10 protein-coding genes are annotated in these 15,191 nt (G+C 43.8%); 8 read left to right on the top strand and 2 right to left on the bottom strand.

All coding sequences use genetic code 11. From position 1 onward, the window contains the following. Positions 1-288: 288 nt before the first annotated feature. Positions 289-1,374 carry a glycosyltransferase family 4 protein gene (locus LC036_RS08905; protein ID WP_226581211.1) on the top strand — a complete coding sequence of 362 codons (1,086 nt, stop codon included), beginning with the start codon at positions 289-291 and terminating at the stop codon, positions 1,372-1,374. Between the two features lie 350 nt (positions 1,375-1,724). Here the strand turns inward: LC036_RS08905 and LC036_RS08900 are convergent, their stop codons facing one another. After that, positions 1,725-2,741, bottom strand: a complete 1,017-nt coding sequence (locus tag LC036_RS08900; protein WP_226581209.1) for a GNAT family N-acetyltransferase — start codon at positions 2,739-2,741, stop codon at positions 1,725-1,727. A 423-nt stretch (positions 2,742-3,164) separates the two neighbouring features. On the opposite strand from LC036_RS08900, the gene LC036_RS08895 reads away from it, so the two are divergent. Both LC036_RS08895 and LC036_RS08890 read left to right on the top strand, forming a co-directional pair. Next, entirely contained in the window at positions 3,165-4,442 is a 1,278-nt protein-coding gene (locus LC036_RS08895) for a nucleotide sugar dehydrogenase (RefSeq protein ID WP_226581207.1), read from the top strand. Between the two features lie 15 nt (positions 4,443-4,457). Further along, a complete protein-coding gene (locus LC036_RS08890) occupies positions 4,458-5,168 on the top strand; it encodes a WecB/TagA/CpsF family glycosyltransferase (protein ID WP_226581204.1) in 711 nt (236 codons plus the stop codon). 164 nt (positions 5,169-5,332) lie between these two features. Here the strand turns inward: LC036_RS08890 and LC036_RS08885 are convergent, their stop codons facing one another. Next, complete coding sequence (locus LC036_RS08885) at positions 5,333-5,518, bottom strand: hypothetical protein (RefSeq protein WP_226581201.1); 186 nt, start codon at positions 5,516-5,518, stop codon at positions 5,333-5,335. Positions 5,519-6,483: 965 nt separating this feature from the next. On the opposite strand from LC036_RS08885, the gene LC036_RS08880 reads away from it, so the two are divergent. From LC036_RS08880 to LC036_RS08860, 5 genes are all read left to right on the top strand, one after another. After that, a complete protein-coding gene (locus tag LC036_RS08880; RefSeq protein ID WP_226581198.1) occupies positions 6,484-8,703 on the top strand; it encodes a cell wall-binding repeat-containing protein in 2,220 nt (739 codons plus the stop codon). A gap of 36 nt (positions 8,704-8,739) precedes the next feature. Beyond that, the gene (locus LC036_RS08875) at positions 8,740-9,579 is read left to right on the top strand and encodes a hypothetical protein (RefSeq protein ID WP_226581195.1); all 840 of its coding nucleotides are present in this window, start codon (positions 8,740-8,742) and stop codon (positions 9,577-9,579) included. Between the two features lie 19 nt (positions 9,580-9,598). Beyond that, the gene (locus LC036_RS08870; RefSeq protein ID WP_226581193.1) at positions 9,599-11,989 is read left to right on the top strand and encodes a cell wall-binding repeat-containing protein; all 2,391 of its coding nucleotides are present in this window, start codon (positions 9,599-9,601) and stop codon (positions 11,987-11,989) included. A 769-nt stretch (positions 11,990-12,758) separates the two neighbouring features. Then, the gene (murJ, locus tag LC036_RS08865) at positions 12,759-14,285 is read left to right on the top strand and encodes a murein biosynthesis integral membrane protein MurJ (protein ID WP_226581190.1); all 1,527 of its coding nucleotides are present in this window, start codon (positions 12,759-12,761) and stop codon (positions 14,283-14,285) included. Further along, positions 14,282-15,187, top strand: coding sequence for a PIG-L deacetylase family protein (locus LC036_RS08860; protein ID WP_226581188.1), 906 nt, complete (start codon positions 14,282-14,284; stop codon positions 15,185-15,187). The genes murJ and LC036_RS08860 overlap by 4 nt, the downstream gene beginning before the upstream one ends. Positions 15,188-15,191: the final 4 nt, after the last annotated feature.

Raw genomic sequence — 15,191 nt, 5'->3', positions numbered from 1 at the left:
AGGTGGGTATCATGGATAATTTACAAGAAGTTTTACAGAACATTATTCAGAGAACAGAAAACTCAGAATTGCTATCATCTCAAGAAGTGATTGACCAACTGATCGAACAGTTGAAATAATGAATAGAGTAAAAACATCGCTGGGGATTAGTAGAGCGGTGTTTTTCGTTGTTTATTACATACATAGCTATTACTACGAAATGAGATCAGCACCTGCTGAATCTTCGCATCCCTATGCTATAATAAACCAACCGCACAGAGTAAACTTTAGAAGTAAGCGAGGATTTTTATGAACTTTTATGTAGATATCATAATAGCAATACTTTTGTCTATGGCTGTAAGCTATGTGTTAGTGTTTCCGGTAATGAAGCTGGCTGTGAAATGGAAGATGATGGATTATCCAGAGATGAGAAAAATCCATAAAGAAATTACACCCCGAATGGGTGGGCTGGCTATATTCGGCGGAGCTGTTGCAGGAATGCTCTATATCCGTCCGGAAATGCCTTATCTCCTGCCGATCTGTATCGGTGCCTTCATTATCGTCTTAACTGGTTTGATGGATGACCGTTATCAAATCAAGCCGATACTCAAACTTGGCGGGCAGGTTGCTGCTGCCGGGGTTCTCATATTTTCAGGATTGAAAATTGACGTTCTGAGTATCCCTTTTATCGGAATGGTTTCGTTAAATGATCCTATCAGTATCATCTTTACTTTTCTTTGGATCATCGGTATTACCAATGCCATCAACTTGATCGATGGGCTGGATGGTCTTGCTGCTGGTGTCTCTACCATTTCTCTTATCAGTATCGCTGTCATGGCGCTGGCGATCGAACCACAGGTAGCGATTGTCTACTTATGTGTTGTTCTGATCGGAAGCAACATCGGTTTTCTTTTTCATAACTTCCATCCGGCCTCTATTTATATGGGAGATACGGGCTCTCTATTCCTTGGCTATTCTATGGCCGTCATCTCCATGGTTGGATTGTTTAAGAACGTAACTTTATTCAGCTTTGTGATTCCAATTATTGTGCTGGCTGTCCCGGTCTTTGATACATTGTTTTCGATTCTGCGCCGTTTTATCAATAAACAGAAGATCATGATGCCTGACAATAAGCACATTCACTATCAAATTCTGGCTGCTGGATTCAGCCACCGGGCTACGGTCTTAATCATTTATGCTTTCAGTGCCCTTTTTGGGCTTCTTGCTCTTCTATTCTCTTTGACATCATTCGGAATCTCGCTTCTTATCACGTTTATTATTCTCATCCTGCTGCATCTCTTTGCTGAAATGACAGGTGTCGTCTATCGTGGGAAGCGCCCGGTTATTGGGTTGTTTTCAAAGAGGGAACGAGAAAGGAATAAGGAAAAATCGTAAAGAACAAAAGAATGACCGTGAAGTATATCAAAAAAGGAGCCTGGATATCCAGGCTCCCTTTTTATATTGGTATGCAGTAATCACATGTTCAACTACAGCATCCATTTTGTGTGCAGCGTTATTTTAATTCTTTTCTTTTTCCCTTTTAAGAGTGAATTTGATTATACTTCCTAAAACAAAAAGCCATAATCCCACATTTAACGTTAAATTAAAATGTTCGTTCAACTCCTTAAGTGGAAGAAGCAGTGAAAGAATTAAAAGGATTACACCACATATCACCATGATGTTACTAATCATTTTCAGTTTCATATTTTAACAAGCATTCCTCTTTAATAAAGTATAATAACCGTTTAATAGGAGTCGACATCTCCAGGTGTGATGAACCATTTGGCAGGGTCGTTCATGTCGGTCTGCTCCGGGTCAATCTCTTTTCCTACCAGAGGCATCGGGCTGTCTTTATGGACAAATCCTTTCGCCTTCATCGTCTGTGCCGCCCACGTATGAGGAAGCGCCCACGACTGAACGACATCAGCATCGGAGAGTACCTGCAGGGCTTCATCAAGCAGCACAGCACCTGTTGAATCATCGACTGCAAGCCAATCGACGATCATTCCGTTAATAAACGTGCCTGCTTTCTGGTTTGTCACGACGTAGCCCGCTAACTCATTGTTTTTATAGAGGGCAGTCATTTTATACGTGTGCGCCGGGTGCTGGAAATACCGCCAGTTTAAGTATTCCGCATCACGCACAACCAAGCCGTCCGCGGTATGCTTGGTTTTCTCCGCCAGACGGTCGAAGTCTTCATCACACTGGGTGATTTCTTTCACTTTATAGTCATGCTCCCGCGTTTTAGTGCCTCTGATTTTTGCGTAGAGGCGATCGAAGGATTTGAGCGCTTTAAGCGGGGCAAACTTGGCCGCGAGCAGACTGACCGGCTTTTGAACATACATCCACCGGGGCATGTCGGTAAGATGACTGGCGCCGGTATAGCGGAGAAAGAGCTCCTTCGCTTTAGGTGCCGGGAATCCATAGAGGTAAGTAATCCCGTCTTTTGCTGCTTCTTCAACAAGCGCATCATTTAACTTTTTATAGATACCTTTGCCACGTGCTTCCGGGTCGACCATCGTATCGACACGGACCCCTACTTTCGCTTTTTGTCCTTTCATATAGGCGTCCATCAGCCATAGACTGATATGACCGAGAATCGTTCCTTCTTCTTCAAAAACGAGGATGAAAGGATTTTCGTGTTTCGGGTTGTTCTTGAACTTCCACTCCCAGGCCTGAAGCGGGCGTTCCTGATGGAATGTTTTTTGAAACAAGGCTTGAATTTGTGGTTCGTCCCCTTGTTGATAGCGTCTGACTGTCATAGCGTTTCGTTCCTTTCAATAAAAGAAAATACTTCTCCAAAGTATATCAGAGAAAAGGTTTGGTGCGCATGAGCAGACTGTTACAAGTTCGTGACTATTCCATTAAATTTCCTTGGAGAATAGTCATATTTTCTCCGATGAATAGAACTCTTGATATAAATCAGATATAATGAAAAAGTTAAATAAATAATAGGTTTGACGGGGTACGAAGGAAGGGAAACGTAAGGTGTCTGCCCTATAACAAATGGGTCTGATAAGGATCCGGAGCTCTGAAATAGACAGCAAACGTCATAAAGTTTGATTGTTGTCGAATGATATAAGGAGCAGGACAAACCAAAGATATAACAGTTATACATGAAACTAACATGACTATATAGAAAAGATTTACGAATTTGTACGGGAAGAGAAAGGGAGTATTGTTGTATGAAAAAGTCACTGTGTGTTGTCGGGTTAGGATACATTGGACTTCCTACATCCGTTATGTTTGCCATTCACGGTCACAACGTGCATGGCGTTGATGTCAATCAGAAAGCTGTCGATATGATTAACGCAAAGCAGCTTCATATAGAAGAAAACGGTCTGCAGGAACGTCTGGAAGAAGCCGTTGATGCAGGTAACTTCAAAGCATCCCTGGAGCCGGTTGAAGCGGATGTCTTTGTTATTGCGGTGCCTTCACCGATCAGAGAAGATAAAACAGCCAATCTGGATTATGTACGTAAAGCAACCGAATCCATTGCTCCTTTTGTGAAGAAAGGAAATCTGGTTATTTTAGAGTCTACTGTACCACCGCGTACGGTTGAAGATGTGATGCTCCCGGTTCTTGAGAAAACAGGTCTTGAAATAGGCACCGAACTCTTTGTGTCCCACTCACCAGAGCGCGTCATTCCTGGGAAAGTCTTTCAGGAACTTGTGGACAATGACCGCATCGTCGGAGGAATCAACGAAGAGTCCTCAATTATGACGAAAGAGCTGTATGAGTCCTTTGTAAAAGGAAACATCCATCTGACGGATGCAACAACAGCTGAAATGGCTAAAGTTATTGAGAACACCTACCGTGACGTGAATATTGCGTTTGCGAACGAATTAGCCCTGATCAGTGATAAAATCGGCGTCAACTCCTGGGAAGCGATTCAGTTAGCGAACTATCACCCACGTGTCAATATTCATACACCTGGTCCTGGTGTAGGCGGTCACTGTATCGCTGTCGATCCTTGGTTCTTAGCTGAGATTGAGCCTGAGCTTTCTAAGATCATCCAGTTGTCACGCAACACCAATGACAACATGCCGGTCTACACGGCCCAGCAGATCGAGAAGCTGATGAAGGATCAGTTCATTCAGGATCCGAAGGTTGCTTTATTTGGTCTTTCGTTCAAAGCCAATATTGATGACCAGCGTGAAAGTCCGTCGCTGAAGGTTATTTTGGAACTGGTGGAAAAAGGAATCAGCTTCACAAGCTATGATCCCCACATTAAAGAAAACGTCGTTTCAAATCAGACACAGGACATGGATGAAGCGTTAGACGGAGCTGATATCGTTGTTATTTTGACGGATCACGACGAGTTCAAAGCGCTGGATCCTGAATATTTGAAGAGCAAGATGAACAACCGTGTCGTTTTTGATACGAAAAATGCCTTGAACCTGGATGAGTGGAAGGCCTCAGGCTTTGTTGCGAAACGTCTAGGCGATTCTAAAAACGGATAAAGATAAGGTGAACACATGAAGGAACAGTTCTTAGGTGTAGATGTCAGCAGTCATTCATATGAACAATTGAAGCGCAGCGTCTTAGAAGATATCAATCAAAAAAGGCAGTCATTTATCGTAGCCATTAATCCAGAAAAGATTTTAAAAGCTCAGGAGGATCAAAACCTCAAGGAGCTGTTAAATAAAGCGACGTATCAAATCCCGGACGGTGTTGGTGTTCTTTTAGCTTCCCGAGTGAACAAAGGAAACATAAAAGAGCGCGTCACAGGCATTGATATGCTGCTGACTTTATGCGAGCAGGCTTCGGAGCATGGCAAATCGGTATTCTTGTACGGAGCAAAGCCGGGTATTGCGGAAGAAGCGAAAGACCGCCTGAAGGAAAAATACCCGAACCTTAAAGTTGCAGGTGTTCTGGACGGTTATGAAAAAGATGAAGCCAAAGTGATTCGGACCATTAATGAATCAGAGGCGGATATCTTATTCGTGGCTCTTGGCAGTCCACGGCAGGAGTACTGGATTGTCGACCACATGAAAGACTTAAACGTAAACATATTCCAAGGCGTTGGCGGGTCGTTCGACGTCATCTCCGGCCGCGTGAAAAGAGCTCCGGCTATTTTTCAGCGATTCGGATTGGAATGGCTCTACCGCTTAATATCCGAACCATGGCGGATCAAGCGTCAAATTAGATTACCTTTATTCCTTCTGAAAGTATGGAAGGACAAATAGAAAAAAGCCGCTGTTAAAAACGCAGCGGCTCTTTTTTGCTCTGTTAAGGTTTGTAGTTAATAATTAGAAGTTTTACAGATGGCAGTTGTTTGGTGATCCTGTTTAACGCACTTGATCACATGAAAAGCTGCTTTTAGAAGCCTTATCCATCGAATGTCAGTATGTTACTGCTTTTCAGTCTCTTGATCCTGCCGTTCATTAGTGTTGTCTAACTTTTTTATTTCTAACTCTACCTTTTTTTCTTCCAACTCAAGTTCCTTCTCTTTTATTGAATGATCCAGTTTTTTTACGTACGCATAATACATAAGAGATAAACCAATAACAATCGTAATATAGAAGAATAACCCCATAATGATTTCCTCCCCGATTTAAATACTGCTTTTTTGTAAGGAGCGTGTAAGACTACGTTACAACATAACACAGGACTGTTGATCGTGAACTGAGCTCCCTAAACCATGATTTTCCGGTTTTTTCTTTCTGTATTAACCGATCATTGCTTGTGACTTTGTTTCATTTATGATGGGGGACCTCTTCTATTTGAAACCATGGATGATCATCCACCCATTCGTTAAAGCTCGGGCTCCACGCGCGCTCATCATTCATATATATGATGACTTCGTCAAAGAACATTCATCCATTCTGACCCGGCGCAGAAGCCGCCTTCCATAGTCCTCCTTAAAAAGCGGGGTGCTGTGAGATGCCGACTACCTCGTGAGTGAGTCTTATGGATAAGGCCTTACCTAATAGTAACGATTATGGGCAGGGCCGAAAAGTAACAATTAAAAAAGACGATCGTTTGCTCTGCTAAGCGCAAACGATCTTCTTTTCAATTAGTACTATTCTTCTATATACCATGTAATACTTTTGTACGGAAAGTTTGAAATTGTGTTAATTTATAGCGAGTCGTGTTGTTTGTTGACGAATCGTCTTATATAATTGGTATGTTACATAGGTTTAGGGTTATTTTGGCAATATTTATTACATAATGTGGGACTATAGGATGATTTGTCATCATTTGTTAATAGATGAACGAAATATGCCGATAAAGAAGATAATGGACACTTTCCATTATCTATTTATTTGTGAACGAAAGACCATTATTCGACAAAAGCCACTTCCTTACCCATTCTATCTACAATTTACCCGCTGAATCTATAGACTAAACATCCGCCACTACAACAATCTATCAATCTACCAATCTCGCAGCATTCAAACAAATAGAAAGAGGTGAAAGAATAGCAGCCATTCATTTATAACAAATTGACAGCCGAAGGAAGACCTTGGAGAACTAACGAGATGATTTTAGGAGGAAAACATGAAGAAGTTACATATTGCTGGTTTCTTAATCGTTTTTGCACTTTTTGTTCTTTATCCACTTCAGGCGCACGCAGAAAAAAATGTAGTGATTGATCCTGGTCACGGGGGCAGCTCCTCTGGTACCACAGGCTATTCCGGTGCTTCCACAGGATATTATGAGAAAGATTTTAACTTGGAAATGGCTGAAGGGTTAAGAGAGATCTTAGAGAAAAATGGCTACAACGTACATATGACACGAACAGATGACAGTAAGCTTGCGGGGAGTCTGCACGCTGATCTGCAGGCAAGATTAGATTTGGCTCATGAAGCGATTGAAGGAAAGAACGATCAATCAATCTACATATCTGTACATTCAAATTCCCTTCCATCCAACCCTTACATGAGAGGGTACGAAACCTATTACTTCGATATCGATGAAGGGATTAATGAAACATACCCACCGGATCCGGTTCAGATTGAATACTCCCCGGAGAGTAAACGTCTGGCCCATACGATGCACCAGAACATTCTGGCAGGCACGCCTTTATGGGAAGGGCGCGGAATTATCCCGAGCGATTTATATGTCACACGAAACGCACACATGCCTGCGGTACTTTTAGAGTTTGGATATATGTCCAACCCAACGGAAGAAGCCCTGATTAAAACGTCTTCGTTCCAGGAGAAGGCAGCGGCTTCTGTATTAAAAGGGGTCGATGAGTTTTTCAGTGTATTCGAAGTCTATGAATACGATGGAAATCGTGTGAAAGTATTTGAAAATAAAGAGCAGGCCATCGACTACGCCAAGTCTATGGAGAGTGCGTATGTCTTTGATAAATTCAATCAGGAGAAAATCTATGACGGGGCTGTGAAGCGCTACGGAGTCTACCATTCCAGCGATCGTTCCGTAAATGAAACGTTTTTTACCAAAGACGAAGCCATTGCCTATGCGGAAGATTTTGAGAATGTGAGAGTCGTTGACAACGAACTTGGCCGCGTCGTCTGGTCGGATTATCTTGAAAAAGATTACGAAGTAGAGCACTCCAGCCAAGGGGTCATCTATGAAGCGTATGACTTTGAATCAGCTTTCAACTATGCAAAGAAATGGAAGAATACGAGCGTTATTGATCGAAACAAAGATCAAGTGGTGTGGAGCAATTACTTAGATGAGGATTTTGCTGTTTCTCATACAGAAAAAGGACTTATGAAGACCTTTTATCGTGAAAAAGAAGCAATTGCTTATGCAGAGAATTGGGAGAGCACGAAAGTAACTCATACAGAGAGCAATAAAGTCGTTTGGAGTAACGATACACCGGAGTACAACTATTCGTTTAAGACGACTACGCTTGCTGGTGAAGATCGTATTCAAACAGCGATCGAAGTTTCCAAACAGCTTTATCCAAATGGTTTAGATGGTGAGAAAACAGTTGTCCTTGCAACGGCCTTTGAATTTGCTGATGCTCTTTCTGCCGGACCTCTTGCAGCTCAGCTTGATAATGCACCGATTCTTTTAAATAGAAAAGATGAACTAAGTGCAGATGTGTTGAAAGAACTATCGCGCTTAAATACCGAGAAAGTTGTCATTTTAGGTGGGGAAAATGCGTTGTCTGCTCAAGTCGAAAATGATCTTAAGCAGCATTTCGTAGTGGAGCGTCTGGCTGGTAAAGACCGGATTGCCTCCAACTTAGAGATCAATAAAGGCTTGTCCAATGTAGAGGGCGTTTTCGTTGCATCAAGCAGAAGCTTCCCGGATGCGCTTGAAGCATCATCCATTGCAGCTGCACATGGATGGGCGATCGTTTTGACAGACAAAGACGAAATCTCACAGGAAAGCCTGAACTACTTAAACGGCAGAGAAGTCGCGATTCTTGGCGGGACGGCTGTCGTTTCGGAAGAAGTGGAAGAAACGCTGATTGAATCAAACGGCGGCGACCAGGTAACGAGGTTATCCGGTGCGAACCGTTATGAAACCGTAGCAGCAGCGCTTGACTATTTCGAGGACGACATGCGCTCAAGCACTGTACTTGCTGCGACAGGTCAAAATTACCCGGATGCTCTAACAGCTTCTGCGATTTCAGCAAGAACGAACGCTCCTCTAATTTTAGTAGGGGATGAATTAAATCCAACGATTGAAAAGCAGTTAAGTGAATATGGCAGCGAAAATGTTGTCGATGAGCTACAGGTCATCGGAGCTGTCATCGATAAAAACAGCCGCAATGAAATGGTGAATCACTTGAATTAAGCGAGCAGCTTAGAACGAACAAAGGAGAGTTTAATGATGAAAAAGCTATCACTGTTCACGTTGTTGTTCGTCCTTCTATTAAGTGCCTGTGGAGAAGCAGATGTAGATAAGGCAGATGAATTAGAAGAATCAGCAGCAACGGAAGAACAACCGAAAGAAGACGAGTCAACAGAAGAAGCCGTTACCAGCGAAGAGGCTTCTGAAGAAGCAGAAACAACGGAGGATACAACAACCGAGGATGCTTCAACAGAAGACGAAGAAATGGAAGATCAGAAAGAGGAAAAAGAAACAGCAACGGAAGAACCTGCAGAAGAGGCGGCAGATGATGAAGAGGAATCCGTCACTTCTGCATCCACTGAAGAGCAGGAAGAAAGTACAAGTTCTGCTGTCGGTCTGAAAGCCTATATGCCGGAAGGACCCATGACAAAAACGTTTATCCAGAACGGCGAATTAGAAGCAACACATGAAATCATTGATGTGAATGACCGTTATGTGCAGCAAGTCATCACGTTTGGTGATATGGTCACTCTTCAGATTCTTGAATGGAAAGAAGGAACGATTTCCCTCGTCTATCAGGAATCCAATCCGGAAGATACATCCAGCCAGCTCGATTCTTTTGAGTCCTATGAAACGATTGATGTCCTGGTTGATGTTACGAAACAAGGCAGTGACTGGCAGATTTTAGATGAGAAGCAGTCCACCCAGACACCTTATCAACAGTTCGAAGACGTATTTGTCGTTCAACGTGCATCAGGTGAAAATGTAAAATCGATTTCTTTCTATGCTCCTGATTATGGTCTGATCAAAGAGAAAGTGGAAGACAAGGGAGAGAACGGCTACACCATGAACTCAGAATTAACAAACATTGAAAAATAAAAAGAAGGGCGGTTTTAAAGTGAACAAACACCTATTATCTGTTTTGACGCTTTTACTTGCTTGTGTACTTGCACCTTCATGGGTGAGCGCAGAGACGACTCAATCGTGGGTTATTGAGAAGAAAAGTGAAACGATACAATTAAACGACGAGACAACAGCAGACATCCAGAACAATGAATTTGAAACATCCGTTGTCGTTAAGCAGCAAGGCGCGGAGATTCTTGAACAAACAACGAAACTGAGCAAGATCACGGATGTATATTTGGTTGAAGGCAGCACGCCTCAATTGGTTGTCGTCTACCGTGCAGACGGTTCAGCACAGAGTCTGTTTTTTGATGTCTATCAATTGAATGAAGGCAGCGCGGATGTCGTGTATGAATCCGATGCGTATGACCGTGCAACATTTGAGTGGAACGAAAATGAAATCAACATTCAATATCCGATTATCGGAGAGAAGGGTGTCGGAACAGAACCTGAAGGCATGGCGTCTGACTCGTTCATTGTTGAATCCGGCGACGTGGTAGAGAAGAAGCAGCAAGAGAAAGTTTCTCTGCAGAACAATGTCACGGCACAAAGTACAGGTACAGAAGTCAATGAGAAGTATGAGAATCCAAGCTATGCCGAAATTAACCGTATGCTTACAGAAGAAGCGGATAACTTCGGTATTCCAGCTGAAATCGTAAAAGCGATCGCTTATCAGGAAAGTGGCTGGCAGCAGTACTGGGATCCTGACCGTACACCAGTTGATCACTACGAAAACTATTGTACAGAAGAGAAAACACGGGGCATGGCCTGGGACGGAACCAACCTGAAACTTGGCTATGACTGTATCGGAATTGGAATTATGCAGGTGTCCGACTACCGTTTCATCGAAAATGATGAAGAGCGTGAAGAAGAAATTACAAAACTCGCAACAGATATGCGCTACAACATTCGTGAAGGTTTAAAAATCCTTCAGACGAAATGGAACTATGCCGATTACGATTTAATCCCTTCCGTAAATAATGGAGATAAAGGAATTATCGAGAACTGGTATTTCGCTATTTTAGCCTACAACGGTTTATCTGAGCGTAACGATCCGTTAGCTCATGCTTATACCGCTTATCAAGAGAAAATATATCAGCGTCTGCGTGTCTATGGACTTCTTGATGTTACACCATTCCCGACGCATACACTCACGCCTGAAGTCGATGGCATTCTAACGTTTGGTGTCGATAACGTAGAAACAACAGGACCTGTTCATACGACAAAGAATAACTTCCAGCCTGGGGAGAGAGTGTACGTCACAGCAGGAAGTTTGAATATGCGTGTTGCTCCAAATGGTTCAGTTATCACAGGTCTTGAGCGCGGGGACGCACTGACGATTACCGATGTGCCTGTAGGATCAGACAGCAACACCCAGCATTGGTCCTGGTATCCAGTTAAAACGTCCAACGGAACAAAAGGATATGTCGCTTCCAGTTTCTTATCCAAAGAAAAGCAGCCACACAGCTACCGCCTTGCAGGGGTGAACCGCTATGAAACAAGTACAGCCCTTTCAAACTATGGCTGGCACTGGAACGACCCAAGCGTTGCGGTAATCGGCCGCGGGGATCTGCCGATTGATTCCCTGACAGGAAGCGTACTGGCATCTTTTTATGATTCACCGCTTCTGTTAACGCAGACCGATACGCTTCCTGCATCTGTTCAGACAGAACTGAACCGCATGAACCCTGATACCATTTATCTATTAGGAAGTGAAGCGGCTGTAGGTTCTTCTGTCGAAGAGCAGTTGAACAATCAATTTGGCGCGAGCAACGTCGTTCGCCTATCTGGTGCAACACGTTTTGAAACAGCCTATGAAGTAGCGGATGAAGTTGCAGAGGAAGTAGCTGTCGATGAAATCTTCATCACAACTTCTGATGAAACATCACCAGATGCCTTGTCCATTGCCTCTTATGCGGGACAGGAGCATACACCGATTATGCTGACACTGCCGTATAAGCTCGAGGAGAACATCATTCAGTTCATTCGTGAAAACAACGTAGAAAAAGCAACCATCATTGGCGGATCAAACGCCGTCCATAATAAAGTAGAAGAGCAGCTGAAGCGGGAAGTTGATACCGTTGAACGTGTATCCGGATCTGACCGTTACAGCACAAGTGTCGAAATTGCAGAAAAATACTTCATCTCCCAGCGGGTTGAAGACGTCTTCTTTGCAAGAGGACACGAAGTTGTCGATGCCCTGTCCGGTTCACCACTAGCGGCATCGCTGGAATCACCGATCATCCTGACAGAAACGGACCAAGTCCCATCAAGTGTCAGAAACTATATCGATCGCCTGTCCATCAGCCCGCAGCACTACTACCTGGGCGGAAACGCAGCAATCTCAGAGAAAACAGAAAACGATCTTGAAAGCATCCGCAATTAATCAAACCAAAAGAACGACCTTCCAAACGAAGGTCGTTCTTTTTTTAGGTTTAATGTAATGTACACAAGGGTATAGCGATAAGTCTGGAAACAGGAGAGGGAAGGAAGGGAAAACAGTCCGCTTTCCGCGGGCAGGGGCCGAGTCTCCTCGGGCTCCGCCCTGTGGGGTCTCGACTGCTCTGCTATTCCCGCAGGAGTCTACCTGTTTTCCCTTCCTTCCCAGCTGAGTGTCGTGCAATTGGATTGTTCTTGTTATGAAGAAAGTGAACAACTTTGTATACATGAATTTGTGTACTCCTTATTCTTTTCTTTTTTCATAAGGGGCACTAAAGGATGGGACGGGATACATAAAGAATTGACTATAAAGAATTTTGGTGAGTTTAAGGCGCAGAGGGGAGGGAACTCGCTTTACGATGGAGCACGGTTTCGAGAATTTTATAAACACGTGGTGTTGGGATAACGGCGATACTCCTGTGGGATGAACATGTGAGGTGAGACCCCGGAAGACTAAAAGTCTGAGGAGGCTCAGCGCATGCCCACGGAAAGAGAGTCGTTCTCCCAACACCATATTCGCTGCCATCGTCTCGAAACTAGTTTTTCTGGATCAGGAGACTGATAAAAAAACATATCATGCGCATTACCCATTTATGGAAAAGATATGACTGATCGATTACGATTGTATTAAGGATATGGTAAAATCAGAAAGTATGAACTATAGTTATACATAGCAGATTTTGTAGAATTAGCGAAGCAGTAAGAGAGGTATTATTGTGAAATCAAAATTAGGCTTAGCGAGTATTTTATTTATCGGAGCCACCCTGCTCCTTAAAGTCTCCGGACTCATCCGGGACATGGTCATTGCCTACTATTTCGGGGACAGCTACGTAGCCGATGCGTACTTAGCCGCCTTCATCATTCCAAACATGCTCATCTTGTTCATGCAGAACGGAATGAAGAACGCTCTCGTCCCAAGCTATATCGAAGCCGCCGAAGAAAAACGCGGAAAATCATACTTAGGACAAGTCTTTAAAGGAACCGCCGGATTAGCACTCGTCTTATCGATTGCCGGCATGGCACTTGCACCCGTCATCATTCCACTCTTGTATCCAGACTTCAGCCCGCAGGCAACAGAAATCGCCACATGGGTGACGGTCATCTTCTTTTCCTGTATCGCTTTTGTCGGCATGAACTCCGTGCTCGAAGCGTTTTTTGATGCGGAAAATAAGTTCTCATTATCCATTGTGTCACAGATCATCGTCATTCTAAGCTCGATTACAGGAGCGTTCCTGTTTGCAAATCAAATTGGATCCTACTCCCTCGCTTACGGGTATTTAGCGGGTACGATTTTGTCGCTCATCTTTAAGTCGTTCATCGTCGTACCGCAGAAATCGATGGACCTGAAACAGAAAATTGACTGGCAGGAAGTGAAGGCGTTCTATTGGATCTTCCTCCCCGTTGGATTAACGGTCGCGGTCGGTCAGGTCAACTTAATGGTCGGTTCGATTTTCGCCAGTTATCAGGGCGAAGGGGCCGTAACGTATATTAACTACGCGAAAAACCTTGTGCACATGCCGCAGGGGATTTTTGGTGTGACCATTGCCACGATTATTTTTCCAATTTTATCTAAAGCGATCACAACGAACGATACGGGGCAGTTTAAGAAAGGGATTGAAAAAGGTCTGACGACCATGTATCTCGTTCTTATGCCGGCGATCATCGGGATGATGCTTCTGATGCCGAACTTGATCGAACTGTTTTATGAGCGCGGAGCGTTTAACGATCAGGCCACGATGGCAACGACTCAGGTCGCCTACTTCTATTTTGGCTCGGTCTTGTTCTTCAGCTTAAATAACATTATTAATAAAGGCTTTTATACATTGAAAAAAGGTCACTTGATCTTAATCATCAGTCTTGGGTCGATTCTGCTCAATGTCGTTTTCAACTTTATCTTTGCAGAATGGCTCGGTTATCTTGGGATTCCGCTTGCGGCATCTCTTATGGCGTTATTCTATACAGGCGCCTGCCTGATCGTTTTCGTCAAGCTTGTCGGAGGACTGGACTTCAAGTATATCCTCGTGGACTACTTGAAAATTACGATTGCCACCGCGCTGATGAGTGCTGCCGTTCTTGGCGTGCAGCAGCTGATCACAAGCCTCCCGAACATCGTTCAGATTATCATTGTCGCCATTGTCGGCGCGATCGTCTTTGCGGGAGCTGCTTTTGTCATGAAAACCCACGCCTTTATGTTCTTATTAAATAATGTAACGAAACGGAAAAAGAAAGGAGACGCGTCATGAGTAGAAAAGAGCTCGTCATGAATGCTGTCCGTCCTGTCAACGCACCTGTAACGAAATTTATTCTTGGACGTCATTATCAAGGGGATATGAAACCGGTCGTCAACGAGCCGGTGAAACGCGTACTCGTTCTTGCTCCCCATATGGATGATGAAACGATCGGGCCCGGCGGGACGCTCCGCCAGCATGCCGATCAAGGTGCAGAAATCCACTGTTTGTTCATTACAGACGGCGCAAGCAGTGTCAGCGAAATGAGCATCGATGAATTAAAAGCGAAGCGTAAAGAAGAAATAGACCGTGTAACAGGTATCCTCGGTTTGTCCAGCGTTTCCTATATGAATCAGCCGGATGGCGGGGTCAACAGCAATCCTGAGAACATTCAGTATTTGAAAAAGAAGATCCTCGAGATTGATCCGGAAATCATTTACACGACACCGTTCATCGATGCGCATAGAGATCATACCGCAACAGCTAGACTTCTGAGCGATACGTTAAAGCGGATGGAAGACGTGAAGGTGAAAGTGCGCCTTTACGAAATTAACTGTGCCTTTCCGCCTGATGCGATTAACTGCCTTGTCGATACAACCGAGCAGCATGAGAAGAAGGTGGAGGCGACAAAAGTATTTGAATCGCAGGCGATTGCGTTCGATGGCTTTTTGGAATTAAACCATTATAAAGGTCAGCTCGCTTCCCCTGATGTAAAGACAGCGGAAGGGTTCATTGAATGGAATAAGAAATCCTTTGTTGAACATTGCGAAGCTCTGACTCAAATGGAATATAATTTTGCGGAGAAATTTAAACAGGTGAACCGGACGGACACCCTGTTATGGGCGCTGTTCAAAAACTACGCCATGAAGAAAGATCTATACCGGAAAACAATGAACAACACCAACCAATCATCTTAGAAAA

Origin of the sequence: Halobacillus litoralis (assembly GCF_020524025.1) — a bacterium.
Taxonomy (GTDB): domain Bacteria; phylum Bacillota; class Bacilli; order Bacillales; family Halobacillaceae; genus Halobacillus; species Halobacillus litoralis_D.
Note: the sequence above shows the minus strand (reverse complement) of the source record. Positions and strands in the feature narration are given on the sequence as shown.